General features: G+C 39.1%; 29 protein-coding genes. All 29 read right to left on the reverse strand.

Translation table 11 applies throughout. The annotated features are described in order from the left end of the window. Positions 1-11: 11 nt before the first annotated feature. Positions 12-431: a phage holin family protein gene (locus OIT90_RS08665; protein ID WP_172880038.1), complete on the reverse strand. Its 420-nt coding sequence runs from the start codon at positions 429-431 to the stop codon at positions 12-14. 42 nt (positions 432-473) lie between these two features. Continuing rightward, on the reverse strand, positions 474-653 hold the full coding sequence (locus OIT90_RS08670) for an XkdX family protein (protein ID WP_172880036.1): 180 nt from the start codon (positions 651-653) through the stop codon (positions 474-476). Continuing rightward, positions 650-949: a hypothetical protein gene (locus OIT90_RS08675; protein WP_087975764.1), complete on the reverse strand. Its 300-nt coding sequence runs from the start codon at positions 947-949 to the stop codon at positions 650-652. The genes OIT90_RS08670 and OIT90_RS08675 overlap by 4 nt, the downstream gene beginning before the upstream one ends. Before the next feature lie 17 nt (positions 950-966). After that, entirely contained in the window at positions 967-2,325 is a 1,359-nt protein-coding gene (locus OIT90_RS08680) for a phage baseplate upper protein (protein ID WP_474892446.1), read from the reverse strand. A 13-nt stretch (positions 2,326-2,338) separates the two neighbouring features. Further along, positions 2,339-4,213: a right-handed parallel beta-helix repeat-containing protein gene (locus OIT90_RS08685; RefSeq protein ID WP_474892447.1), complete on the reverse strand. Its 1,875-nt coding sequence runs from the start codon at positions 4,211-4,213 to the stop codon at positions 2,339-2,341. 35 nt (positions 4,214-4,248) lie between these two features. After that, positions 4,249-6,000, reverse strand: coding sequence for a phage tail protein (locus OIT90_RS08690; protein WP_474892448.1), 1,752 nt, complete (start codon positions 5,998-6,000; stop codon positions 4,249-4,251). 11 nt (positions 6,001-6,011) lie between these two features. Next, the gene (locus OIT90_RS08695; RefSeq protein ID WP_172880029.1) at positions 6,012-6,848 is read right to left on the reverse strand and encodes a phage tail domain-containing protein; all 837 of its coding nucleotides are present in this window, start codon (positions 6,846-6,848) and stop codon (positions 6,012-6,014) included. After that, positions 6,849-11,282 carry a phage tail tape measure protein gene (locus OIT90_RS08700; protein WP_474892449.1) on the reverse strand — a complete coding sequence of 1,478 codons (4,434 nt, stop codon included), beginning with the start codon at positions 11,280-11,282 and terminating at the stop codon, positions 6,849-6,851. Positions 11,283-11,488: 206 nt separating this feature from the next. Then, on the reverse strand, positions 11,489-11,833 hold the full coding sequence (gpG, locus tag OIT90_RS08705) for a phage tail assembly chaperone G (RefSeq protein ID WP_165379001.1): 345 nt from the start codon (positions 11,831-11,833) through the stop codon (positions 11,489-11,491). Between the two features lie 56 nt (positions 11,834-11,889). Then, positions 11,890-12,501, reverse strand: a complete 612-nt coding sequence (locus tag OIT90_RS08710) for a major tail protein (RefSeq protein ID WP_017358184.1) — start codon at positions 12,499-12,501, stop codon at positions 11,890-11,892. Continuing rightward, on the reverse strand, positions 12,483-12,902 hold the full coding sequence (gp17, locus tag OIT90_RS08715; RefSeq protein ID WP_073206765.1) for a tail completion protein gp17: 420 nt from the start codon (positions 12,900-12,902) through the stop codon (positions 12,483-12,485). The genes OIT90_RS08710 and gp17 overlap by 19 nt, the downstream gene beginning before the upstream one ends. After that, positions 12,899-13,303: an HK97-gp10 family putative phage morphogenesis protein gene (locus tag OIT90_RS08720; RefSeq protein ID WP_474892503.1), complete on the reverse strand. Its 405-nt coding sequence runs from the start codon at positions 13,301-13,303 to the stop codon at positions 12,899-12,901. Before OIT90_RS08720 ends, gp17 begins: the two co-directional genes overlap by 4 nt. Next, complete coding sequence (locus OIT90_RS08725; protein WP_474892450.1) at positions 13,303-13,617, reverse strand: phage head closure protein; 315 nt, start codon at positions 13,615-13,617, stop codon at positions 13,303-13,305. The genes OIT90_RS08720 and OIT90_RS08725 overlap by 1 nt, the downstream gene beginning before the upstream one ends. Continuing rightward, on the reverse strand, positions 13,607-13,909 hold the full coding sequence (locus OIT90_RS08730) for a head-tail connector protein (protein WP_474892451.1): 303 nt from the start codon (positions 13,907-13,909) through the stop codon (positions 13,607-13,609). The genes OIT90_RS08725 and OIT90_RS08730 overlap by 11 nt, the downstream gene beginning before the upstream one ends. 12 nt (positions 13,910-13,921) lie before the next feature. Beyond that, complete coding sequence (locus OIT90_RS08735; RefSeq protein ID WP_017358189.1) at positions 13,922-14,320, reverse strand: collagen-like protein; 399 nt, start codon at positions 14,318-14,320, stop codon at positions 13,922-13,924. 23 nt (positions 14,321-14,343) lie between these two features. After that, positions 14,344-15,558, reverse strand: a complete 1,215-nt coding sequence (locus OIT90_RS08740) for a phage major capsid protein (protein ID WP_474892504.1) — start codon at positions 15,556-15,558, stop codon at positions 14,344-14,346. A 104-nt stretch (positions 15,559-15,662) separates the two neighbouring features. Further along, positions 15,663-16,379: a head maturation protease, ClpP-related gene (locus OIT90_RS08745; RefSeq protein ID WP_254241407.1), complete on the reverse strand. Its 717-nt coding sequence runs from the start codon at positions 16,377-16,379 to the stop codon at positions 15,663-15,665. Then, the gene (locus tag OIT90_RS08750; RefSeq protein ID WP_226570005.1) at positions 16,336-17,631 is read right to left on the reverse strand and encodes a phage portal protein; all 1,296 of its coding nucleotides are present in this window, start codon (positions 17,629-17,631) and stop codon (positions 16,336-16,338) included. Before OIT90_RS08750 ends, OIT90_RS08745 begins: the two co-directional genes overlap by 44 nt. Positions 17,632-17,633: 2 nt before the next feature. Next, positions 17,634-17,828 carry a hypothetical protein gene (locus OIT90_RS08755; protein WP_474892452.1) on the reverse strand — a complete coding sequence of 65 codons (195 nt, stop codon included), beginning with the start codon at positions 17,826-17,828 and terminating at the stop codon, positions 17,634-17,636. A 15-nt stretch (positions 17,829-17,843) separates the two neighbouring features. Continuing rightward, on the reverse strand, positions 17,844-19,535 hold the full coding sequence (locus OIT90_RS08760) for a terminase large subunit (protein WP_349926148.1): 1,692 nt from the start codon (positions 19,533-19,535) through the stop codon (positions 17,844-17,846). A 14-nt stretch (positions 19,536-19,549) separates the two neighbouring features. After that, positions 19,550-20,065, reverse strand: coding sequence for a phage terminase small subunit P27 family (locus OIT90_RS08765; RefSeq protein WP_224558540.1), 516 nt, complete (start codon positions 20,063-20,065; stop codon positions 19,550-19,552). Between the two features lie 226 nt (positions 20,066-20,291). Beyond that, positions 20,292-20,657: an HNH endonuclease gene (locus OIT90_RS08770; protein WP_106035268.1), complete on the reverse strand. Its 366-nt coding sequence runs from the start codon at positions 20,655-20,657 to the stop codon at positions 20,292-20,294. Further along, entirely contained in the window at positions 20,647-21,003 is a 357-nt protein-coding gene (locus OIT90_RS08775; protein WP_474892453.1) for a hypothetical protein, read from the reverse strand. Before OIT90_RS08775 ends, OIT90_RS08770 begins: the two co-directional genes overlap by 11 nt. 84 nt (positions 21,004-21,087) lie before the next feature. Beyond that, complete coding sequence (locus OIT90_RS08780) at positions 21,088-22,302, reverse strand: PIN-like domain-containing protein (RefSeq protein ID WP_423358217.1); 1,215 nt, start codon at positions 22,300-22,302, stop codon at positions 21,088-21,090. A gap of 194 nt (positions 22,303-22,496) precedes the next feature. Further along, positions 22,497-22,652, reverse strand: a complete 156-nt coding sequence (locus OIT90_RS08785) for a hypothetical protein (RefSeq protein WP_423358215.1) — start codon at positions 22,650-22,652, stop codon at positions 22,497-22,499. A gap of 54 nt (positions 22,653-22,706) precedes the next feature. Further along, positions 22,707-22,904: a hypothetical protein gene (locus tag OIT90_RS08790; RefSeq protein WP_423358213.1), complete on the reverse strand. Its 198-nt coding sequence runs from the start codon at positions 22,902-22,904 to the stop codon at positions 22,707-22,709. A 16-nt stretch (positions 22,905-22,920) separates the two neighbouring features. Further along, the gene (locus OIT90_RS08795) at positions 22,921-23,274 is read right to left on the reverse strand and encodes a hypothetical protein (protein WP_423358211.1); all 354 of its coding nucleotides are present in this window, start codon (positions 23,272-23,274) and stop codon (positions 22,921-22,923) included. A 246-nt stretch (positions 23,275-23,520) separates the two neighbouring features. Then, on the reverse strand, positions 23,521-24,063 hold the full coding sequence (locus OIT90_RS08800; protein WP_111292423.1) for a site-specific integrase: 543 nt from the start codon (positions 24,061-24,063) through the stop codon (positions 23,521-23,523). After that, positions 24,060-24,509, reverse strand: coding sequence for an ArpU family phage packaging/lysis transcriptional regulator (locus OIT90_RS08805; RefSeq protein ID WP_156060352.1), 450 nt, complete (start codon positions 24,507-24,509; stop codon positions 24,060-24,062). Before OIT90_RS08805 ends, OIT90_RS08800 begins: the two co-directional genes overlap by 4 nt. Positions 24,510-24,519 lie beyond the last annotated feature (10 nt).

Below are 24,519 nucleotides of genomic sequence, written 5' to 3' on the forward strand. Positions count from 1 at the left end.
AAAGCCGCCGATTACTCAGCAGCTTTCTTTTCTGATTCTTCTTTTTGACTATCATTTTCAATCACGTGCAATCTGTCAGTGATTGCAGCCGGAATTTTAACGCCGATCTGTGCAAGGTTCTCTACTATAGAAAGACCTTCGTTTGCAATATAAAAAAGCACTGTCCCAAAGGTCAGCACTCCATTTAAACCCATAATCTGATCAATAATGTTGGCCACAATCACGACAACAAAACTAAGCATTTTTCGCACGTAACCGAACCATGCAGTTCGGCTGCGTAGCTTGCCGATCTTCCATGCTTTAATGATTCCTGTCAACACATCGATGACACTCAACAGCAAGAGCAAGTCCAAAAATTTCACTCCGCCAAATAAATAAGTCTTCGCTAAATCCAAAGTTTCAAAGTTAATAAACAATTTTATATCCCCCATTCGTTTGTCACCTCCTTTCGAAGGCAAAATAAAAAGCACCTGTTAAGATGCTGTAGAACCTAAATCTGCAGAAGCAGCTGGCTTGTCGAATGAAACGCCAGTGATCTGCTCAAATTCTTCTTTTGTGATTACCTTTAAAGAGACATACTCTCTCATTATTTCAAGAGTGTAAACGCCCCAATCCCAAAATACTTTAATGTCGGACGCCGTTGGATAAATCATGATACCCCGCCTCTCTGCAGCTGCGAAAGCTGCAATGTAAGTAGAGCGACTTGTTTTTTTAGCAGCGCTACATCATCTGGTGGCGGTGGATCAGGCTGCAAACTATCAATGTATTCTTGTGTTGCTGATTCAAACCACTCTTCTTTTTTGGGATCGTACTTTGCAATAAATAGCCCATCTGGCGGCTGTTTATCTGTATAGCCTTTGGGGATTTCCTCTCCGTTTTCTACATCTACTTCGATGTCTTTGTCTGCTTGCCAAATGTAGTTTTCATCATATTTATACACCCAGATCATATTCGCACCTCCCACATTTACTTTGCTTTAAAACGGACCCCAAACGTAATAAATTCATTTGGGTTTACCGTATTAGAACAAGATTGAACACAAACTCGACCGTCAGTACCTATATAGGTTCGGTGATATTGTGGTACACCCGGTGTCCCCAAACTGGATGCTACACCAATAAAGTGAAATGACTGCAAGGGAAAGAATCCTTCAAGTAATGTAAACGCCTCGACATCATTACCAATCACTCCACCAGTAATAGACCCGATGATCTCCACCACTCCCAAGGCATCTTTTGAGTAGCATAACGTGTGTGGAAATCCATCTGATGATACATATTGCTTCCATCCTTTGGACAATGAAGGTTTTTTCCAAGTGACTGCAGCGTCTCCGTCTGTTATGAGACGTTTCCACCCTCGAAAGCCCTGTGCATGGAACGTACCGATCCATGTTAAATTATCAAATGAGCGTGTGGCTATAATTCTTTTATAATATACATCCCCTTGAAGATATGCTGTTTCTAAAACTTCAATGTAATAGAAGCTGGAATCATTCTCTACAGGCAGATTTAACAGATTTGCTCCCATATAAAAACCCGTTGGCAGTAAAAAAATATCAGTACCGTTTGGCAACCTTGCAACTTTACCGTCGTTAGGTGTAAGCCTGTGCAGCTGGCCGTTATTCCAGTTACTTTTTTCTGATTCTGTTACGTGAATCTTTTTGTTTTCAAGGTGCGGATCGACGTATTCTTTTGCCGCTTCCAGTGCTGCCGATACTTTATCATTTGCACCTGCAGGTGTTTCTGCGTGAGCATCCGTGTATTTTTTAGCTGCCGCAAGTGCTGCATCTGCTTTAGACTGCGCGCCCTGTTTTGTTTCAATCTTTTCCAAGTCCTCAAATTTTGATCGTAACTCGTCAATTGTTTGAATTGTTTCCTCATACAGTTCGTTAATTTTCTCTCTTAATGCCTCAAACTCGTCTACATAATACTCGGTGATCGGTACAATATCTTGATCAATGAGTGACTTTGAAATGTTAAAAGAGAACTGATGCACAGACATAGATTGATCATTTGTATAGTACAAGTTTAATTCAGCTTGTACTAAGCCAAAGTGCTTAACTTCATTGTCTGACAAGATGTATTCAGCTTGACCTTCGACACGATCAATAATTGTTACGTCTCGAATGAATCGGCTGCCGTCAGCCATAACTAATACAAGTTTTCCTGTGACAGCTGCAAGAGGTAACGGCACACCATCTTTCGTGAGTTTAAATATCAACCGTGCTGTCTGACGGTCCTGCGTCCAAAAATTTATGCTGGTTGATACGCTTGAACTGGTATACGCGTTTACATCAAAATCAAGTGGACCATTTTTGCGAAACATGTTATCACCTCTCTCATGTTACATTTTCAAATGATTTAATAGGATCAACGCTGTTGTCTTTCAAAGAACCTTCTGCGCCGGCTCCTTTAAGTCGGTTGCCGAAATGCTGAATGCGTGAGCATTTACTGGTCAAATACATCGCGTATCTGCATTTCTTTCCTCTGACAGTCACAAATTTAACCGAAGAATCTTCTACACCATCCATAAAGATGACCCCATAATATGGATTTGAAGAGGAAGTGCGCTTTCCCGCATTGTTGATATTAGCTCCGTCAACATCAATGTTTTTTGAGTCTCCAGAAACTGATATTCCTGAATAACCTACTTCATCTAGTCGAGTTCGGTTGATGCTGACGTTTTCGCATCCAAACTCCACTCGTATACCGTTTCCTTCAATATTTTTACCAATGCTTAGATCAACTTGTCCATTCTTACAACGAGTCAATAAAACTCCATGATGTCCTACATTATTAAACTCATTGTCTGAAACAGTGAAGCCAACTACGTCAGATAGATGAATAGCATGCTTTACTTTAACTCCATCTATAAAGTTTCCATTAATTTTCACATCTTCGATTGTTTGATAACCTTTACGTCCATAAACTTGTACGGCGTGGCGGTCTTTTACGTTAATAAAAGTATTTTTTGAAACAATGTGCCTTCTCACTTTATTGATTCGATTTGTAGGATTCCCATTCTTATCTTGCGTATATTTTGATGTAACGGCCGGAAGTAGCAACCTTACACCAGATGCACAATTTAAAAATGTGTTCCCTTCAATCAAGACATCTTCCCACTTGTTTCCTGAAACAGCCCATTCAGTTGTATCTTCCACAACGTTGAATAAAAACTTGATATTTTTATACCAAAAACCATCTGTGCTAGTATGCGAGTCCATTGCTCGTGCATAGCCGCCTAGTTTATCTGATTTACTGAAATGGCACCTTTGAACAATTATATTTTCAGAAGGGGTATTGTCATAGCTACCAAACGCCCCAAAGTTTTCAGACGATCTCATAAGGTCCAATTGAATAGCTGCTGAAAACCACCTATCTCCCTTATAATCTGCATATCCTGAGAATTTGACATCATCAATTAACACATTTTTGTTACCAGCACAATCTAAACCGTGCCCTCCGCAAACATCACGTATGTGAATCCCTTTGATAACTATTCCATCTGCGTGAGCAAATCCTAAAACAGAAGACTGTTCCTTATATTCATCACCAGCGCTATCAAACATTCCCTGACCGTCAATCAGCAAATTCCCGTGTCCCTCATAGCCTTTGGTTTGATCGTCTTTGTCACCATTTACAAGCATTGATCCTACAAATCCGCGCCTAATAACGGCGCCAGCTTGTAAGGTCAAATGAGTATTTTTATATATGCGGGCTGTCTCCGTCAGCTTGTAATTACCGGGTGGCACAACAATATGCACAGGATATAATTTTGCAAGGCTTAGTGCAGCCTTAAAGCCTGCTGTGAAGCTCCCGTATTTCTTGATGAATTTTTTGAGATTGAGAGAAACTGCAGAATCTTCAATTTCTTGCTCAAGTATTTGGAAATCATAATCAAGACGATCTTTTGCGGTGGGATGAATGGATGCATCCCTAGCGACACGAATATCAACGACTTCTTTTACGTCTTTTCCATCGTGATTTAATACTAGATTGATTATTCTTGACCATATGTTGTCTATTCGATTCGCAACTGAATACAATCCGTGTTTGATTTGATTAGATGTATGAGCAATATCGCTTGTTTTATGTCGTTTCAAATCATCTTCATTCTGATTCAAATGATTTTCTATAGACTGCATATCTTCACTCAACTGATGAGCGTATCTTGAGTTTCGGGTTGTATCATATTGTTTTCTCAGCCTTACCATGTTCTCACTCCTTTTTTGGCAAAAATAAAAAGACCCTATCTAAGCGTCTTGAGCATGTCGTTTATATATCGTTGTAAATTTTTCATTTTCTTCACTTGATCTACATTGATACGCTGAATGTCCTTGCGGAAGTTCGCAAATGTTATCGTTGGGCTGCTATACGGATTGAGAGGGTTATGCTGAAATGATATGACCCTAAGATCATCCTCAAAGGTTATTCCATCTGCAGTATCCGCAATAACATGGATTGTGTCACCTAACCAAAAATCTTGTTCAATTTCAAGCAATTTCGGTTCATAGATTTTTTGGAATTCTACTTCTACAGTCATTTCTGGGTAAGGGTTAACATGCTTCTTTAACGCAGAAATAATGCTGCTAGATTTTTTGTACCTCTCGTCTTTAATTGGCTCCGCCCAACGTGGTTTACCTTCAATGAGAAATTTATCTTCATCGGGATGAATGTAAAGGACTGGCTCAAAAACATACTCAGGCTCTTTCTCTTCATCTTTTTTCACTTCTTTTTCATCTTCTGTTGTTTTGTCATCACCTTTTGATTCAGAATCGGAATCTGTTTCTTTTTGTGCGCCGTATCCCCACGCGCGAGTGGTACAATTTTGGGAATCTGTCGTTATAGTGATACCCGGCATGTTATAACGACTATCAAGCACAAAGTCTATTACTTGTCCCATCTTTTTGTAAACATGGATTTTGTAATTATCTACGTCTAACTCTATGTCATAATCTTCAATGATTTCATCCATAAGCTCTGTGGAATTTTTTTCACCGAAGTTTTCTTGTTCCGCAGAAGAAATTTCACCATCTTTTGCATGAATGACATATTTGAAATCAGTTCCTTTGAGGGCAATATCAAGGGCTTCTTTAATGCTTAACTTCTTAGAAACTGTATTTTCAATTCTGTTATTAATCAACAGGACAGAGAAGATATGCGCAGCTGTAACCGTTTTTGTCAGCATTCCATTCTCTTGATGAAGACTCACGTTGGTAATGTAGTATTTTTGATGATTATATTTCTTTTCATCGAGGTATAAAATGTTATCCACCACTAACAACTCAAACTCTGCAGCATTTTCCTGTGTACGAACTAACGAGAATGTAAACGACTTTTTCCCTGTTGTATCAACTGTGAAATCAACAGATGCACCTGTGATTTCTATGACTTCCTTTCCATCCTTGCTTGAAACATGCAGCTGCGGGAAATCCACATCAGACGGTAAATTTTGATTGAGTGGCATGTCTTTTCCATCGTATTCCTTGCTTGGGTAATCAGGACCCGTTGGTGTTTCTGGTTCACTCGGTTCTTCTAGTAGATCATCTAAATTATCATATTGTGTGAGCTTGTAAGTAAAAATGATGCTGTTTAATTTTGTAGCATAATTGATGTCAGTCGCATAACCACCCTTTGCAACAGCAGCTGTAGCTTTTTGGTAGTCTTTTTCACCGACCACCGCTTTATAGCGACTGAGCCTAGTGTAAAGACTCCCCAAATCCTCCAGACTCTCGGCAAAAGAAGGATACTTTCTAAAAGGGGCTTGTACTCTCGTTTCGTTTCCATGCTTATCCTGTTCTTTGGTCCACATTAGGACATACTTTCCTTTGTAGGTCCCCTTTACTCCAAAAAGATTATAAGCTTGTTTAGATAGATCACTTGCTCCAAAGCCACTTTCAAGGCAGCCTTGAGCGATGACAAGGCTCGCAAGCACATTATATTTCTTGTAAACCTTTTGCGCTCCCGGCGCCAGTTTCTTAATGAAATCAGCCGCAGCCATGCCATCCCTCCTTATGCATAATAGAATCTCGTGTCGAAAACAATTTCAATTTTGCTTGCGTTTTGTATTTCAAAGGCATTACGGCCAATATCAAGTGAAGGAAGCCTGCCAGATGTCTTAAGGCGCTTCTTGTTAGCGACGGTGTATTGTTTAATAAAAGAAACCTCTCTTGATTTGGATATTTCCTCTTCAATTTTCAAACGTTCACCTGTCGTATGATTGATGATTGTTACACCTTTTCCTTTTGCTCTCAACGTCACTTGATAATCATGCCTCAAAGGATTGATTCTGAAATCTCCGATGTTGTAGATGCTGAACGTTTTTTTGTTTTTAAATGAATACTCTAGATCGTCACGCATCTCGATATTCATTCCGGGACTCCATCGTTCACCCTCAAATGTTTGAGGATTAAGCGATGTACTTTTCGATTCAGCAGCACCCAAAACATCGGTGAATTCAACGCTAAAAACAACATGGTTCTTTTCTTTTTCCTTTGGAATTGTGAAATTCCCCTCACATGTTACTAAAAACCTTCTGTTTGGCAGTAGGTCACATGAAATGTAGTATGGGAACGGTTTAACTAATAAAGCATATAGTTCACTTCTATAGCTGTAGAAATTTTCAGCAATGATTGAATTCATATATATTTCAAGCTGAATCTGTCTTTCTTTGTACTTCACATCCCGTGGATGCTGTGGCAATACAATACCGTTAATTCGTGGTAATGACACCGTCTCAAATTCTACGATTGGTGAGGCAGGTGTCAGGCTTAACGGATGGAAATGAGGAAGCAAGTCATTTAGGCTTTGTTCACCCAATCCATTGTTAAAATCAATATATAATTCCATCTACCTCACCCCACTCATAAATGCTTCTTTTCTAAAACGTTCACCTGTCGTTTGATCTAGCTTTCGCCCATCCATGTAATTGTTGCTATCTTTTGAAATTAATTGTTCAAAGCCTTTTTGCATCATCATTAATCCTTGAGACAGCAGGTCTATTTGTTGAGCCATCAGACCAATTTGCTTGTTTTGGTTCTCGATCATCTGTCTCATATCGGATCCATCTTGCTGCCTGCTCTGAGGCTTGTCTCCTTTGTTACTAATACGATCAAGCATCTGTAAAGCTGTGGAGATCATACCATCCCCAAAACTAGGCACTCCAAGCTCTTTCCCAAGATTAGAATACAACTGCAAAGAACGCTTTCTGTATTTAGGTTCAGTCGTGATAGCATATTCTCGCCAGCCGTTTTCTCCCAGTTGTGCGATTTGGTGATTATCAATGACACCACCAGATGCATAACCAATGTAAGGGCCCCCGCGTGCCATAGATTTTAATCCCGGATGGTTATAGATGCCGCCATAACGCTTGTTTAGATAGTTAATCGCGGCAACGATTTGATGTACTGGATGTTTGATGTTTCCATATCCGGGCTTTTTGTATGCAGCAAATGTGCTTGGTATAAATTGCATAAGCCCTTGTGATGGATGTCCCGCCTTCCAGTTACTATCCCACCTGTTAACTAATGTCGGGTTTCCGCTTGATTCCTTCATGGCAATGGTTTCTAACGCTTTTGCATAGGATGGAGAAATTCCAGTGATGCTGATAGCTTGTGCAACCCACTTTTTGACTGCAGCACTACCCCCTACACCTTTGAATGATCCTCCGTCTCCTCCAAAATCACCTAACGATTTTGTTAAAAATCCTAAAGCACCTTTTTGAATTGTCTTTAAAATACCTGTTCCAAGACCATCTATTCCTTTACCAGTTTTAAAAGGAATTAGACCGCCAAATATATTGCTGATAATTTTCTTTGGGCCAGACATCACAAGGTCAAAGATATCTGATCCGAAATCTTTCACCTTGCCGACTACTTCACCAGCTTTTTTGGCGCCCTTTTTAAAGAAATCACCAACACCACCTGCATAACCCGGTAAGCCCTGTGAAGTGATTTTTTTGGTCTGATCATGAGGCAGTACCGATGTTCCGCGTGGTAAATCCCAAATTTGAGGACCACCAACGCCGACCATATATGTTCCAATACCAGGAGTATGTGCAAGCTCATATCCTTCCTCACCAACAAGTGCACGGCCTCCCGGATGGTAGTCAGTTCCTTTGGCGTAAGAATGCTTTGCTCCATCCTTTTTGTTCCCATATCCTTTAGGTTTCCAAGTTGGGATAGTTTTTAAGTTCATGAATTCAAGAACTTTATTTATACCACCAGTAATGGTATTTACTACACCTGCTAAATCCACAAGAAACGTATCCCAAGCGCCGAGAACTTCACCAGTCTCCCAATCAACTTGCTCGATATGTCCTGCAGCCTGTTTTTTCGCTTCTTTTACAACGCCCTTATGACTTTTTTCAGCTTCATTTATTGTTTTTTCTTTTTGTTTTTCCGCTGCTTTTACCGTAGCATCATGTTCTTTTTGGCTAATAGTGCCTTTGACGTAACGCTGGTCATCTGCAGCTTTTACAACAGCGTTGTATTGTTTTTCAGCATTACTAATAACTTTGTCTTTTGCTGATTTACTATTTTTAACTGTCGCGGCTGCTTGTTTGGCCGACAAAGTAGATGATTCTTCTTTTAACTTTTTAGAAATGAGTGTTTGCTCATCCTTGCTTTTTGTAAGAGCCGTTTCGACTTCTTTACTCATCTTTTGGGTGATACCCTTAACTTCATCCCATTCTTTTTGAGTGAGAGAGCGATGTTCTTTTGCTGCTTTGTCATATATTTTTTTGACTCGACTCTCGTACTTTTCTATTTGCTTCTGCTTCTTTTCATTCCCTGTTTTGATTTTATTGAGGATGTTTTCCTCATCTTTCTTCTTAAGTGAATTATTCTTTGAATAGAAATCTCCTAAAACGTCAAGAGACTTGTCAGCACTATCTTGATAGCCTTTTTTTATGGTGTCAGCCATTTTTGAAAATCGCTTATTCATGTTGTCAGCTAGTTTATCCGTTATCTTAGTTTGATTGAGATAAAGGCTATTTAATTTAGCATTGGCTTTTGTCTCCATATCCGAATAAGCATTTACAGCTTTAGAAGTGGATTCAGACACTTTATCGCCAAAATCTATTGTTGCTGGCAAGACACGTTTTTGCAGGTTGTCATAATATTTAAACCCTGCTTCGCCTAGAAGCGTGACTCCCGTTATTAAAAGACCTACTGGACCACCAAGCAACGATAAGCCGCCTCTAAGCAAACTTACAACACCTGCACCTTTTTTAAGGATGTTAAACAGGCCAAAACCACCCTTTGCAAGTTTTGCAAAACCTCCTGCGCCTTTTACTGCGTTTACCCCCGCCATGACTATACCTTTACCAAATTTGAGTATTTCAGGAAGAAAAGAGAGCGCAAGACCGCCAATCATACCCATTGGCCCACCAAACATCATTAAACCGCCGCCAGCAATTCGCGATGCGCCGCCAAGACCCCGCATTGTCCTTGATGTTCTTGTGGCCGTTTGATTTAGACGGCCCATGCGTGTAGTCGCTAAACCAGTGTTTTGTTGTAAACGTCCCATACGAGTGGACATAACGGCCGTTGATGCTGCAGCTGTGTTGATACCAGTTGCAGCAGTTCGCGAAGCAACACCAGCTGCAGTAACTTGTGTCGTGTATACTCCTAGACTTGCTGTTGATCCTCTGACAGTGCCTGTCAGATATGTGCCAGCAGTACGCAGTACTCTCCATCCTTCGGCCATTCTTGGGATGAGACTCAATAACAACAACGAAGCTCCACCTAAAAGACTGAAAGCTGTAACTGCTGCACCAGTAACGGCAATTGTTTGCATAACAGATGGAGGCAGGTGATCAAACCAGTTAACGATTTTTGTTAATCCATCAGTAGTGGCGCGGATCACTGGAATAAACTGATTACCCAATGAAATGACTGCGTTATTTGCCGCAGAACGCAGGTACTCCATCGACCCCGCAAGGTTGTCCATTTGACCTTTTGCAACTTTTTCAGCTACACCGCCACTGTTTTCAATTTGCTTAGTAAACTTGTCGATCTTATCACCGCCTGCATGAAGCAAAGTGATAAAACCAGATAAGGCATGTTGACCAGCCAATTGTTTTGCGATTCGGATTTTCTCGGTTTCTGTATAATTTTTCGTTTTATCATTGATCTGATCAATGATATTTGACAATGGTCGCATACGGCCACTGGCATCAGTAACACTAAGGCCAAGTTCATGTATCGCGTTACCTGCTGGCTTCGGAGGTGCCGCAAGCCTTGTTAATGTGGATCGTAATGCGGTACCTGCCATATCTGCCTTGATTCCACTGTTCGCCATGATACCCGTTGCGGCCGCTAATTCCTCCATGCTGACACCTGCAGTTTTTGCTGCTGGCCCCGCGTATTTCATTGTTTGTCCAATCTGTTGAAGCGTGGCATTTGAGTTGGTGAACGTGTAGGTCATGGCGTCCGCCACACGGTTTGTATCTTCTGCAGCAATATGGAATTCTGTGAGGATGTCAGATACAATATCCGCTGTTACACCTAAATCTGTTTGCCCTGCTGCCGCAGTAGCAAGCAAGCCCGGCATGGCACCGATAATGTTATTTGTCTTATAACCAGCCATTGCAAGGTATTGCATTCCTTCGGCAACCTGTCCGTCTGTAAATTGTGTCGTAGCCCCCAAATGACGCGCCGTTTCCGTGAGACGGCCCATCTCGTCATTCGATGCATTCGCCACAGCACCGACCCTACTCATAGCCTTTTCGAAGTCTGCGGCCACTTTGACAGCTCCACCTATTGCGACGGTGCCTGCTACACCGATACCTGTTAATGCCTTCCCTGCCATTCCCGCAGCAGAGTAGACAGATTGCAACTCTTCTGATACTTCCCCAGCGTTCTTCTTAAAAACAGAAAAAACACCAGCTGCTTTATTGCTGGTGCTTTGTAACTGCTCGAATTCTTTAGATACCTGCCGAAGCTCTTTTTCTAGCTTCTGGTGCACAGCGATGGAGTCATTCAGTTTCCGGGCATGTATTTGCGTTTCTCGTGCATCACGGCCCTTTTCCCTGACAAGCTGTTCATATCGTTTTCGATGTTCTTGAACAATTCGCCCTTGAAGACGATATTTGTTGTTAAGACCTTCTACTTGTGATTGTAATTGCTTTGATTTATCACCAGTATTTTTATAAATGGCTGCAGATGCCTTCATTTCAGAGTTGGTCAATCTCAATTGCCTTTGAAGCCCTGTTATACCTCTATTAAAACCCGAATCATCCAGATTGACCTTAGCGACCATATTGCCAATTGCTTGAGTCATTTATGTACCACCCCCCTTCCCTGACGTGGATTTCAAGACTTAGAATATTTGATCAATCGTTACTTCTTTTGTTTTGCTCGATTCAGCGTTCAATTCTAAGAAATGAAAAATATCCATTTGATCAATTTCATGCATCTTCCAACCTTGCTCAAGTAAAGTGGTATAGATTTTATTTAATTGATCTTTGCCGTTTTTTAATGGTTCATTTACGCCTTCATGTCGGGCAAAAAATCTTTTTCTTCCTGCGTTTCCGCTACTTTAAATCCCATAATTTCCATCATGATTTTTCTTACTGCATCCGCAATTTCAAAAGATTGAAAGCCTTCTAGAAACTGATCGTAAGTAAATTGATTCTGAAATACACGTACAATGAATTTGATTCGTTCATTCATGCTTTTAACAATCTCTTTTGCATTCTCCGCTGCTGCTGCTTTTTCATCTAACTCAAATGCTTCATAGAGTGTTTTTGCGTTTGTTCGTGGCGCAATAAACGTTTTGTGTTTTTTCTCTTCTTTGAACCAAATAGAGATAGAAATTTGTTTTTGAGTCATAGTGACTCCCCCTTATTTTTTATTTTCTAATTAAAAAAGAGAGCTTTTCAGCCCTCTTAAGCACCTTTTCCAATATCAACACTGCTGCTGTTTTCTGTTTTGTCATCTTTGTATGCATCACCAAAAACTGATTTGTAAAAAGCATCAAGATTAAAGTTTTCAGCATCTTCATCAGTAACCACCTTGAAAACGTCATCCTGCTCACGATCAACAAATTCAGCTGACAATTTAACCGTTTGGAAATCAGTCTTTTCTTCCTTCGTCTTCCACTCATCACCCGGTAAAGAAAAACGACCTTTTACTAAACCGACGTGACGAGATTTACCGTTTGCCTTTGGACCTTCAAACGTCATTGCGACCCACGGTGCAATGATATTCTTCTTATACAAGTACAAACCATTCTCATCCGGTTCAATACCCAGCAGTTTCGCAAGAATTTCCATAGGAAGATCACGCATTTCAATTTCTAGTTTTGTAGAACCTGTAGAAACAACCAAATCAACCAGTTTGTCATCTGCATACTGCTTTTCAGTTGATGTCTCAGTTTCCACTTTCATATTGATTGCATATTCGTATTTTAAAATCTCCGTAGGCACATATAATTTCCCTTGTTTCTTTAAGGGTGCAAACCGAGCGTTTTTTAAACCAGTTACTGAACTGTACTCCATAGTAATCCTCCTAGTATTATATTTTTTTCAAAACGATATCCTTTTCTGATTAATCTCTCTTTCTCTAAAAAATCAGAAATAGGTATGGTTGGGGCAAAATCTAAACGCTCCATCACATCACCAATTGCAGCCATGATGGGTTGCGGATCGGCATTGTGATAAACATCTATTTGATAGGTTGCACTATCTTGGATGGGCCTGTTATCAGCCCATTTGATCGGTTTGTAGTTGATTTCTTGCAGCACGACATACGGCGGATTGGACTTTGTACCCTCTGGCACTGCAAGCTCATAGATGTCACCTTTGTCTATTAAAGACAAAAGCGCTGGATCATTCTCCAACGCTTCAAAAATGGCATTCTTGCAAGTATCTGCACGCCTTATTAAGTTTTGATGAATCATAGTTTGCTCAGCGCCTGTCGGTATTCATCTGCTACTCTTCGAATAGCCTCGTCCCATTTCACATCGACAGTTCTCGTAAAGAATTTTTGCGCAGGCTGATGTAAGGTACCGAATTCAGGAAAGTGAATTCTCCATTGTGTATCCTTACGTGACTTCGATTTCGGCCAACCAACCGCGACGTACTTCATCCCGTCCCCATCAGTACGAAGCCGCGTAATATCAAGATCATCTTGCATGTGTTTCTGGGCTTTGTCGGACCTTGGTGTGTTTGGGTGAAGTTCATCTTTTATGACTGTTGCGCCAGCTGTAAGAGCTTCTTTATGCATCTTGTTGACCTTTCTTTGCATGTTGCCAATGGCGTTTTCTAATTCCTCTAAGCCATCGATTTGTAAATTAAACATCACTTCACCGCCTTTGCCCTAACTGTGAGAAAATGAAGCCTTGAATGATTCGGTAATATAGACTCAATTTCGTAGGTTTTCCCTTTGAATAAGATCCTCATATGTTCGTCAATGTCTTCCCGGTGGCGAATGGTGAACTTGATTGTATGTTCTTTTTGGATAGCAGCTGCCGCATAATATTCAGCACCTTTTAATCCCTCTGCTTTGGCCCAACACTCAACCACAGTTTCCCAGCCGTTGTCACCATCTACAGGCAAACGACTCTTTTCTTTTTTCTTTTGGAACTGAATGCGATGCCGCATATCATTCAACATCTTTTTCACCGTCCACAACCAAGTATTTAAGTTGATTGACCATTGTTGTGAGCACCCCGTCAAGATTTGATGTCGTGCCGGATATTTGCCTATTCTCATACCAGTGAGTTGTAAATGACATGACCGCCAACTCTGCTTGCGCTGAATTGTTAGGGAATTTTAAACCCGTTGCATTCGTGATGTACTCTTTTGCTGCAGCAATGAAATGTAAAATCAAATCATCCTCCGCATCACCATCAATGCGGAGGTATTTTTTCGCTTTTTCAAGCTCTTTTTGTTCTGCCTCAGTCATTTGGCATCACCTTTATTCAGATTTTGGGTTTTCTATTGCTTCGACTTTTTCTTGAAGGTCAGTGATCATTTTCTGTACTTCTGAATTGATATTGTCCCATTTGACACTACCTTTACCGATTGTCCGGGAATTTACTGAGCCATCACTTAGATGTTCATTTTTAACAGAGCCAGACTCTAATACTGCAGCGTCACCCTTATCACCTTTTGGCCCCTGCTCTCCCGGATCACCTTTTTCTCCTTTTGGACCTTGAGGGCCTTGTTCACCGGGATCACCTTTTAATCCCTTTACAATAAGAGGGTTTTCCTCGCTGTTGTCTCTGATAGAAACAGGCGTGATAGGTTTACCGTCAGGCCCAGCCTCTGCAGATGTGTACACTCCGTTACTTTCATTCAAAAAATCTTTAGCCATGATTAATCCATTCCTTTCAATTTTTATTTTCCAGCGTCTACAGCTTTGTCTTCATCAGTTTCAGGTGGCTTTTCATCAATAACTTCAATTCCAGTAAATTCAGCAAATACAACAGCTTCATCATCCCAAAGCACGACATCATCTCTTTGGATAACTCGTACATCTGTTGAGTTTCGATAGAACGCTTTGCCGCCCACATCGGTGGATCGGATGGAATACTGTTGACGATCAAATAGTTTTACAGCCTCAAACAAATCACCAATAATCAAAGGATATTTAGGTTTTGTTTTAGTACCACCATTTGGAAGGTATTTATTTGAAATTACATGTACTGTTTTTTCAAATAATTGTTTCTTTGTTTTGTTTGTTGGATCTGGCTGTAAAAGATATCTTCCTTGGTTGTCTTTTAACTTATCAAGATGATTAAATCCTGACTGGTTTGTGACAAATACTGAAGTTTCATTAATAGCTGGATCAAGCTGCACATTTGTGATGTCTTTAATGTCATCTGTGGTGGAAACAGCTTTTTTGTCTAATTTATTTAATACTTTCAAGATGTTCACGTTGCGTGTAACAGCCGATTTTTTTCCTAACCAATTGACTAAAAATTGCATGAGTGCTTCCCTTGTATCACTCAATAGATCATTTGAAAGAACTAAAATACCAGCTCGATTTTTAATGTCGTATTTAATTCTCTCAAACTTTGGATTTTCCAATTCTTCAATATCTTCTAATTCATCAATATCGATCAAAGGCTGCATATCAGCATTCTTTTCAAGCGTTCTTGCACCTTTATTTGTGCCAACTGGAATAACATCAACCAGATTAGCCAGCGTATCAAATTGACGTCGTCTTTCGTTGATCTTTGTGGTGATATCTTCTGGAACAATTAAGCCCCCATCTTCATCCACAGATTCTTTCATTGCTGCCAATGGTTTTGGTGCCCTACCTTTTATGATGGCATCAGCAAATAATTCTGTATGATTTAATACTTGTTTACCGCTGACATCGTTTGATACCACCTGTGATTTAACATCCTGATCATCCTGCTGATCATCATCACCGTAATCAACGTACATATTTCGCATTTCTTCATAGTTTTGAATTTGTTCTTTCAAAACCTGTGCCTCAGCAAGCATTGTTTTCGCTTCATCAACCTTGCCTTCATCATTTAGAGCCATGATCTTATCACGTTTTTCCGCTAAAGCTTGGCGGAGTTCTCTTTCTTTTACTGTCATACCTTCCTTAGCGAAAAATTGGATAGGCAGACGTAGCAATTTGTTGTGTGCTTTTGATTTCCCCAAAATGGTTTCCTCCTCAAATTTCCCATAAAAAAACACCCCTAAATTTCTAGGAGTGCTGCATGTATGGCATTCTGTTGTTGTTTCAAGCTTATGATTTTCTCTTGATTTTCAGGTTCTTTGGATAGTTTAGAAACGATCTTAGCAGGTACGTTTTTGAACTGAGAAACAATGGTCTCATCTATCTGAGCTGCAACATTCTTTTCCTCGGTAACTGCATCAGCTAAACCATATTGCAACGCCTCATCAGCTGTTAACCATGTTTCATTATCTAAAAGGTCACGCAAGGTCGATTCTTCTAGTTTCTCTCCTGCCTTTGCCAAATAGGTTGATACAATGCTATCAGTGATTTTGTCCAAGTCTTCTGCAGCTTTTCTAAATTCCGCAGCATTACCGATCATACCCATGTAAGGGTTATGGATCATCATCATTGAATTACTCGGCATCGTGATAGTGTCGCCAGCCATTGCTATGACAGAAGCTATGCTTCCTGCTAACGCATCGACATAAACGTTGATCTTCGCTTTATGCCGCTGCAGCATCGAGTGAATTGCTTGTCCCTCAAATACATCACCACCCGGTGAATTAATATAAAGGTCAATTTCGGCAACTTCGCCCAAATCTTTCAAATCTGCTTGAAATGCTTTAGAAGAGCTTTCACTAAACCAACCTTCTCCAGTAATGGAACCATACAAAGTTATTTCTGCAGAAACATCATTCAGTGGCTTCATGTTCCAATACTTCTTGTTTTTCTTCATCTCCGTCACCCCCTTTCAGATTCCTCTTACTCACCCTGCTTAACTGATATTCTTTCATGATTGAAAGGGGAACTAGATTCAAATTACCAAAATGCTCATCACCGATTTCACCAATACCTGTCATGTCCTCTTTTTCTAGAATTTTATTAATAGTGAATGCCCCGACACGCTGCATGACTTCGTAAAATTCAGCTCTTGTTTTACTGTCTCCACGTAGTTCTGTTTCTAAATTGAACTTAAAATAAAATCCTTCTTTTAATTGAGCAGGCGTAAGGATTTTATCATTCAATTCTTGTTCAATATTTGTCACGATAGGCTGCAGGGTTGTTTTCACGTAATCCAAAGACTGCTGCTCAATATTCGAAAAGGTCGCCCGGTCCAATTCTCCAATTTTATGAGGTGGCACTTTATAGATGGAGGCTATTTGCTGACGATTCCATTTCATAGATTCAATGAATTGAGCATCTTTCATAGGCATTGTTACTTGTGAATAATCAAGACCCGCATCAAGTACCGCAATGGATTGACCTGCGTTGACTTCTTCCCAATCATCTCTAAGAACCTTCTTACTCTCTCTATTCAACAAAGACGGTGTTTTGATTACACCAAACGGCGCCCCACCATTTTTGTAAAACTTAGCATTGAATTTTGTGGCAGCCCTATTTGATCCGATATTATCTCGAATAACAGATATAGGTGTTTGACCTACGATGCCATCTAAAGATAGGTTCTTGAAGTGCAGTACTTCATGATAGTGCAGTTCAACATATTTCCCATTGATAGTTGTTGAGTACCAAACTTTCCCTGTATCCGGATCAATATTTGTATTTGTTGATTCGGGATTTAGTGGGTAAATGGCTTCCACATCCCCATCACGATTATAGACAAGACGATTGTAACTGTTTCCCCACGTTGCCATTCTCAACATGACAAGAGCTTTCCACGTAAAACTGGTCATATACGGGTTTACCTTATGCAAAATCATCCTGCTAATGTCGTTTTGAATAGTCTTTACGCTTCCTTCTTTGCTCTGAAATAATTTTATAGGGAGTTTGGCTGCATCTTCAGCAAGCACTTTTACACAAGCGTACACATCTGGATGTAAGATCGCATTTTCAGAAGAGACATGCTCCCCTGATGACGTTTCAACACCTGCAAATATGTTCCGAAACCACTTAGCAGGACTCAATAGAGATCCGCTATCTTCTTCCGCTACACGATTTTCAATCTTTGGTCGTCCTCGTAATAACAAATTCATTCACCCCTGTCTATTTCATCTTCTTTATTTTGATTCAGGGTGATTCTGCTAATTAAAAAAGCAGTGGAAACGAAAAAAACACCTGAGACAAAAAGCCCGGTGTTTACTGAGATCCTAAAACATGCAATTGCAATCAAAACCATTCCAAATAAAAGGAAAACATCTTCTAAGTATTTTGACCATTCTTTCATTCAATAGCTCTCCTTCTAAAAACTAAATTGGCCAGACTGGATATATTCGTTCAAGTCAAATTGCTGATTTACTTGACTAGCCCTTACATGAGCGTTTATAAGTGCAGCTGCTGGGTCAATACGTTGTGTCGATTTTGATTTATCAAGCATGATGTTCTCCTGCGCATCAATCTTTGTCACAGCGTTCCCCATCGCCCATGTTAATAGATCATTGTTGTCATGAATTAATTTTCGAGCCTTAGCTTTCTCACGTAAATCCTTGGTTGGCTCGGATAATGTTTGAACCCCTTGCCTGATCTCTATCATGACATATCCATCAGCTTCCATCTGTTGCGCAAACTGCGTTGCGTTATATGGATCATATCCAATCTCTTTGATTTTCCAACCTTGATCCTTTTCCATTCGTTTAATGTACGCACGGATATAATCATAATCCACGACAGCTCCATCAGTAAGAGTTAGCCAACCTTTTTTGACCCATAGATCATATGGTACCTTGTCAGTTTTCATCCTCTCATGAAACGTATCTTCTGGCATGAAGCCGTGTGCTGTAACATAATACATCCCATTTTCGAGTGGAAATTCAAAACTGGCCGCTGTTAAATCAATTCGTTTTGATAGGTCAATCCCTGCATAACATTCCTTACCTTTTAAATCTGGTAGACCTTCATTCAACCCGCAATCAGACCATGCTTGCATATCCATATATCCGTTTGATCGCATGTTCACCCAAATATCCATATTTTTGGTGAGGAAATCACGCATTTTTTCTGGTACATTCAAAGCCATTTCCAAACGCCGTCTTAAATAATTTATGCCAAACTCGTGTTTTGCAAGTATCGGATTTGCTTTTTCCCATTTACTCTCGTCTTTAATATCATCATCTTCATCTAACTCATTAATCATTGCAAAGTAATGGTCATTTTTCTCTACCATATTTGGATCTAAAAGACGAGAAGCAAAATTGTACTCGACACGGTAAGCAGGATTATTCAATTCAGGTCCAGCAGTCGTGATAATTACCATTAAAGGTTGTGATCTTGCTCCCATACCCGATTCAATAACATCATATATTTCTGATGTTGGATGAGCATGATATTCATCAATAATTCCACATTGAGGGTTAAATCCATCTCCGGTTTTCCCGGCATCTTTTGCAAGTGGTGTGATAATTGATTTTGTTTTAATATGTTCAATTGTCCCATATGCTACCTTATATTTTTTTGATGGTTTATTGAGAAGGTCGCTACCCTCAATTTGAGCATTTATTTCTTTCCAGCAAATCTTAGCCTGCTCTTTTTTGGTTGCACCTATATAAACCTCCGACATACTTTCTCCAAGCGCCATTGCTTCATATGACCCAACAGTTGCTAAGCTTTGAGTCTTTGCATTTTTACGGCCAACTTGCCAATACACAGTTGTAAAACGGCGAATATCGGTATCTTTGTGGACCCATCCATAGACATTGCCAAAAATGAAAATCTGAATAGGATCAGGATCAATATTTTCACCTGCTAATGGTCCTTTGGTATGTTTAAATTGAGTCATCCAAAAAAGAAATCTGCGGGCCTTTTCTTCATCGAATACATATGGAAACTCTTCTTTTCCTTCTCGTTCAACATCATTCAAAAAACGCTGACAGGCCCAAATGTGTTTTTGACAAGCTACAATTTTCCCTTGTAGAACATCATTTGAGTAATCAATCATAAACTGCTTAATTGTCACACGTTATCAAACTCCTTTTCAGCAGCCGTCTTTTCCCGAATCTCCTGCGTTTTGGTGATCGCTAGTTTTGCACGTGCTGATGGAGTAAGACCAAAATCATTTGCAGCAGACTTCATTTGATCAAAGAAGTTCTTTTGTCTTTTCAATAATGGGTGTTCTTCTCCAATCAATTCAATTGGATTTCCGTCCTCATCAAATCCATCTTTATGAACCATGAGTCCGTCTTCCTCTATCACCTTGGTAATAGAAATATATTGAGAATAGGCATTACAATAGGCGGCCAACATGCTGATGTCTGCCTCCGTTATAATGTCCACTTCCTTTAATAGCTCGGCAATCCGTTTGAATTCCTTTTTAGCCACTTTATCCAACCAGGATGGAGGTTTAATGTTGCTTGATCGCATTTTCATTTTCTGTTCTTGTTCGGCACGCATCGCTAGTTCATCTGTGTTTTTCTTATTTGGATTGCCCTGTATTAATTGAAGGGTTGCGGATTTTGCAGGTCTCGGCATATTTTTCACCTCATTCCGTTTCGATTTTTTCAAATTTATGCTTGTTTTTGATCAAATTCGTGATATGATCGAATTAACAACAAAACCAGTCGTACCAAGCCCTCTCGGCATTTTCGCCGAGGGGGTTTTCTGTTTTTCGGAAACTTTGAAAAGCGGTGTTTGTTTGCAGACGACGGCTCACCGATCTTCACGAAGCCGTTTCCTAGGGATTTAATGCCGGGGGGTACTATGACCCTCGCTTGCCATGAACCTTGTTGTGACAGCTATTACACATGCTTTCGAGGTTATTTAAATCTAATCGTTTGTTCCAATCCTGCTTTAGCTCCACTATGTGATGAACCATCACAGCAGGAACGACACGATCTTGTTTTAAACAGCTTTGACAAAGGTAATTGTCTCGCAATAGAACAAGTTGTCTTGTCTGTTTCCATTCTCTTGATTTATAAAAACTTGTTGATTGTTTATCTCGAACATGTTTGTTGTAATACTTCGCTTCCTGCTGCTTACCATCAGCATGAGCAGGACAATAACCATCCCTTGTTAACTCCCTGCACCCTCGCAGCTTACACTCTCTCAATGGTTTAGGTGGCATCTGATTCACCAGCTTTTCTCTCATCTATCATTGCAAACAAAACAAAGGCATGAAGATGCCCCACTTTCTGTACAGCATAAAACTCCCTGTACTCCCTTTGATATGATGCTAGATAGGATCGTGCTGCTTCATATGGTAGCATCTGGCTGACATGCAGGAGGCTGTCTATAGCTTGCCTGTCCCTCACACCGTAAGAACCGAGCATGCCTAATCCCCTGATGATCTCCCCATCTGCCCATATGCATCCCCTTTTATTAAGGGCTTTAAGCCCGTTATACAATTGGTCTGTCCTTATTGCGTGTCCAATTGCTGTGTTAATGATTAATTCCCTGAGTGAGTTGTCCACGTTGTGTCCCTCCCCAAAATAAAAAGCACCCCGAAGGATGCTTAAAAAATCTTTATGTTACAATCTTATATTAGTCTTTATAATTCAACTGCTTAAATTCAATATAGTTTCGTGGACTCTAGCCTTTAATTGATCCATCTTAATATACATTTGCTGTTTTATAACGTCTTCTTTCACTAAATTCTCTTTGTATAAGAAACTCATAATTTTTTTTGCCGTGTAATCGTCAAACTCATTCTCAATAATTTCATAAATAGTACTGAATTTAATTTTTTTGAAAAATGATTTTGAAAACTTTTTATCAAACCAAAAGCAAAATGCAGCAAGAGTATCTTGATCTAAATAATCCGGTATAAATGGCTTTGAAAACCTTCTACCCATTCTCAGGTTTTCAGTTGATCTGTAATATTCGTCTAATTCCCTCACTTCAGAAACCGTATCGTCATTAATAACATCTCGATGTCTTTTCACGAAACCTAAAGAATTAAACATATGGAATTCCTTATTAGTTTCATTAGTAAATTCATTTAACAATTCCACTTTAGGACCTATTATTCTGCTTTTTAAATCGTACCACCAATCTTCTTTCTGTTCATCAGTCAGAAATATAACACTAGTGTTCTTATCTTTAGCATAACGCAATAATTGTTTCCAAAGTATTAAGTCACCATATTTATTTTGTATCATAACACCATTATGAAATTTATGACCTTTTTTCTTATTATAATCTTTATATCCTGGTGGTATCTCTTTTTTCAAACGGTCATCTGCTTCTTTTTCTAATGCTTCCATTTCATCTTTGGTATAGGGATCACCTACTTTGCCATTATAAAGTTTAGTGATTTCTAATTTAATTGAATCCTTATCTGTTAAATTATATTCAGTATTCTTTTCGTTTTTTGCATTTAATTCTTCTATGTGTTTATTGGTTGCAGCCTGGATAATTTCAATGAAATTCTCCACATCACCTTTGTGCCGTTTCTTATAATTACTCAAATCTTGATTCAGCATGTCCCTTATTTTTTCTGGAATTTCATTTAAAGCATTACATACTTTCTTATATGATCCACTCTGTTCTACTAATACTGATTTCCTATTATAATGATATTCCAATGCAACTTGATGAGGCATCCATAAGTTATCTCTATATTTATTTAATAACCCTATTATTTGATCCGATGTTTCTTTAGAATATCTATATAAGTTAAGTAAAACATTTGTATCTAAAACAATGATGGATTCTTCCCATATTTTTTTATCATCTCTGTCAAAATAAAACTCTCGAAACTTTTCTCTCATTGTAAATTCCCCCAATACACAAATTCATATTAGTATATCGGACTAAAACTGTTAATTTTAATCGAATGCAACTTTTGTCGAACGAAAAAGCGACCTCCACAATGGAAGCCGCTCTCAATTTATCACCTAATACCATAATAACCGCTCTGAGAGAGAATGCTTTGCCAAGATCGTGCCAAAAGTGTGCCATTTTTTTATTTTGACATTACAGTTGAACAAGATTCACACTTGCCTTTATATTTCGCAGCTTCGTTATCACTAATCATTTCATTACAAGAAGCACAATATTTCTGAGGGTCTTTGTCTACTACATCTCTATCTTCCAAGTATTGATTCTTAAAATATCCCATAATACCCCTCCTTTTTAAGACAATATCATTCTTGAAGTGTTCCATTTCGTTTTGTCACTGGATAAATTTAATATTTATTGAATCAGCTATAATTTCTCCATGTTGTTCAACAAGAACATCGAATACACCATGATAAGAATAGGCATCTACTTTTAAAATTTCAACTTCTCCTGAATCTTTAATTATTCTAACTTCATATTTAGTTAAAGCAGCATCCTTATCATTTATACTAATTCGCTTCTTTTTTAACATACTAATCTCCCCAAATTTATTTTCCTATTTCATCTTTGTCATTTGCTTCTCTAAGTTCCTCAATTAAAAAGTGTAAAACTAGGTTCAATCCATTGTTTTGCACTGAAAATTTACTCCAAGCTCTTCCTGAGTATGCAGTCGTCCAATTATTTATAGTTTCTTCTAAATAACTTGTTTGTTCCTCATCAATTTTATTCAAAACATAATAACTTGGATCGTTTTTAACTATTTTTTTCAACTCAACGAATAACTTGTTTTTAGAAGATAACTCCTCAACTCTTTCCACATCAATTTTCACGCCAGAATCGACTAAAGCTATTAGTTGAAGAGAAATTGATTTCAATAGAACTTTTTTTAACACTTCTGTCACCCACTTTTCCTAAAATTTCGTCACACTGGTTATTTCGGCATTTAAACTAGAATTTTATAGTGTTTATCCACATTATCCACCAATTCACCATATCTAATAGTCTGTCCAACTGGATAAATCGCTGTATCCTTTGCCCCTCTTGCTTTTCAGCAATTCCCTTAAAATGAGTTGGACATTTTCTCATTATGGTTAATTGAAGAAAAAGAACGCAAAAAAAGACCCACCTGCCATTTGAACAGATGAGTCTTATAAGCCGAAATCGTCCATTGCTTTGTCCATTGCGTCTTGTGTAATTCCAATGTATCTCAATGTAATGTCAGGACTAGAATGGTTAAATATTTCTTGTAATAAGGCAACGTCTTTATGTTTTTTATAATTCCAGTAGCCAAATGTTTTTCTGAGCGTATGAGTACCTATACTATCAAGCCCGACATAGTCCGCTGCCTCTCTCATAATGTTATATGCACTGCTGCGGCTGATTGGTTTGTTGAGCCCTTCTCTACTTTTAAAAAGGTATTCTTGATCATCTTTGTCTTTGATATATTGATCTATCGCTTTTCGAAGAGTTTTGTTTATTTTAATTCTTTTTTCTTTGCCTGTCTTTTGTTCTCTTAGCGATACATATTGCTTCCTTACATCCTTCACCCTCAATTCCAGCAGATCGGATATGCGCAAGCCTAAATTGATTCCAGCCACAAAAAGCAGCAAGTTCCTTTTGTTCCGCTCTCCAAGATATTTCTTTATATAATGGATCTGATCAAGATCCCTTATCGGCTGAACAAAATTCATGATTTATCCCCCTGCTTGTACACTTCTTCTCTCAAAGCAAAGGCCAGTCTATAATATGCTTTATTTTTAACACGATAATAATTCCTTTGGCTGAGACCCATTTCCGCGTAAATTTCGTAATCAAACATTTCTTCATCCTGCATATAGAGCATAACTAATATGCGCCGCTCTTTTTGCGTTAGACGATTAATGCCCCTCTCAATTCGCTTCATATATTTTTCCCGCTCAATCTCCCAATCCATTTTTTTAAGCGCTGCTTCTTCTGTGGAGGAGTGGAACTGATTTGAAAAACTCGGCGGCGTAATGGTGTATGTTGTTGTGATCTTTGGAAGAAAGTCTTCCGGCGTTTGCAACCTAAGCATTTTATATTTTCCCATCATCTTTTCCATTTTGAATCTTGTTTTTTCCTCGTCGATCTGCGGAATGTCTAAACTTGTTTGATTCATGATAATTCCC

Source organism: Bacillus sp. ABR (assembly GCF_056172715.1).

Excerpts from the sequence above, each read along its gene's own strand:
- OIT90_RS08665 (WP_172880038.1), bottom strand. The coding sequence starts at position 431 with ATGGGGGATATAAAATTGTTTATTAACTTTGAAACTTTGGATTTAGCG.
- OIT90_RS08670 (WP_172880036.1), bottom strand. The coding sequence starts at position 653 with ATGATTTATCCAACGGCGTCCGACATTAAAGTATTTTGGGATTGGGGC.
- OIT90_RS08675 (WP_087975764.1), bottom strand. The coding sequence starts at position 949 with ATGATCTGGGTGTATAAATATGATGAAAACTACATTTGGCAAGCAGAC.
- OIT90_RS08680 (WP_474892446.1), bottom strand. The coding sequence starts at position 2,325 with ATGTTTCGCAAAAATGGTCCACTTGATTTTGATGTAAACGCGTATACC.
- OIT90_RS08685 (WP_474892447.1), bottom strand. The coding sequence starts at position 4,213 with ATGGTAAGGCTGAGAAAACAATATGATACAACCCGAAACTCAAGATAC.
- OIT90_RS08690 (WP_474892448.1), bottom strand. The coding sequence starts at position 6,000 with ATGGCTGCGGCTGATTTCATTAAGAAACTGGCGCCGGGAGCGCAAAAG.
- OIT90_RS08695 (WP_172880029.1), bottom strand. The coding sequence starts at position 6,848 with ATGGAATTATATATTGATTTTAACAATGGATTGGGTGAACAAAGCCTA.
- OIT90_RS08700 (WP_474892449.1), bottom strand. The coding sequence starts at position 11,282 with ATGACTCAAGCAATTGGCAATATGGTCGCTAAGGTCAATCTGGATGAT.
- gpG (WP_165379001.1), bottom strand. The coding sequence starts at position 11,833 with ATGACTCAAAAACAAATTTCTATCTCTATTTGGTTCAAAGAAGAGAAA.
- OIT90_RS08710 (WP_017358184.1), bottom strand. The coding sequence starts at position 12,501 with ATGGAGTACAGTTCAGTAACTGGTTTAAAAAACGCTCGGTTTGCACCC.
- gp17 (WP_073206765.1), bottom strand. The coding sequence starts at position 12,902 with ATGATTCATCAAAACTTAATAAGGCGTGCAGATACTTGCAAGAATGCC.
- OIT90_RS08720 (WP_474892503.1), bottom strand. The coding sequence starts at position 13,303 with ATGTTTAATTTACAAATCGATGGCTTAGAGGAATTAGAAAACGCCATT.
- OIT90_RS08725 (WP_474892450.1), bottom strand. The coding sequence starts at position 13,617 with ATGTTGAATGATATGCGGCATCGCATTCAGTTCCAAAAGAAAAAAGAA.
- OIT90_RS08730 (WP_474892451.1), bottom strand. The coding sequence starts at position 13,909 with ATGACTGAGGCAGAACAAAAAGAGCTTGAAAAAGCGAAAAAATACCTC.
- OIT90_RS08735 (WP_017358189.1), bottom strand. The coding sequence starts at position 14,320 with ATGGCTAAAGATTTTTTGAATGAAAGTAACGGAGTGTACACATCTGCA.
- OIT90_RS08740 (WP_474892504.1), bottom strand. The coding sequence starts at position 15,558 with ATGACAGTAAAAGAAAGAGAACTCCGCCAAGCTTTAGCGGAAAAACGT.
- OIT90_RS08745 (WP_254241407.1), bottom strand. The coding sequence starts at position 16,379 with ATGAAGAAAAACAAGAAGTATTGGAACATGAAGCCACTGAATGATGTT.
- OIT90_RS08755 (WP_474892452.1), bottom strand. The coding sequence starts at position 17,828 with ATGAAAGAATGGTCAAAATACTTAGAAGATGTTTTCCTTTTATTTGGA.
- OIT90_RS08760 (WP_349926148.1), bottom strand. The coding sequence starts at position 19,535 with ATGATTGATTACTCAAATGATGTTCTACAAGGGAAAATTGTAGCTTGT.
- OIT90_RS08765 (WP_224558540.1), bottom strand. The coding sequence starts at position 20,065 with ATGCCGAGACCTGCAAAATCCGCAACCCTTCAATTAATACAGGGCAAT.
- OIT90_RS08770 (WP_106035268.1), bottom strand. The coding sequence starts at position 20,657 with ATGCCACCTAAACCATTGAGAGAGTGTAAGCTGCGAGGGTGCAGGGAG.
- OIT90_RS08780 (WP_423358217.1), bottom strand. The coding sequence starts at position 22,302 with ATGAGAGAAAAGTTTCGAGAGTTTTATTTTGACAGAGATGATAAAAAA.
- OIT90_RS08785 (WP_423358215.1), bottom strand. The coding sequence starts at position 22,652 with ATGGGATATTTTAAGAATCAATACTTGGAAGATAGAGATGTAGTAGAC.
- OIT90_RS08790 (WP_423358213.1), bottom strand. The coding sequence starts at position 22,904 with ATGTTAAAAAAGAAGCGAATTAGTATAAATGATAAGGATGCTGCTTTA.
- OIT90_RS08800 (WP_111292423.1), bottom strand. The coding sequence starts at position 24,063 with ATGAATTTTGTTCAGCCGATAAGGGATCTTGATCAGATCCATTATATA.
- OIT90_RS08805 (WP_156060352.1), bottom strand. The coding sequence starts at position 24,509 with ATGAATCAAACAAGTTTAGACATTCCGCAGATCGACGAGGAAAAAACA.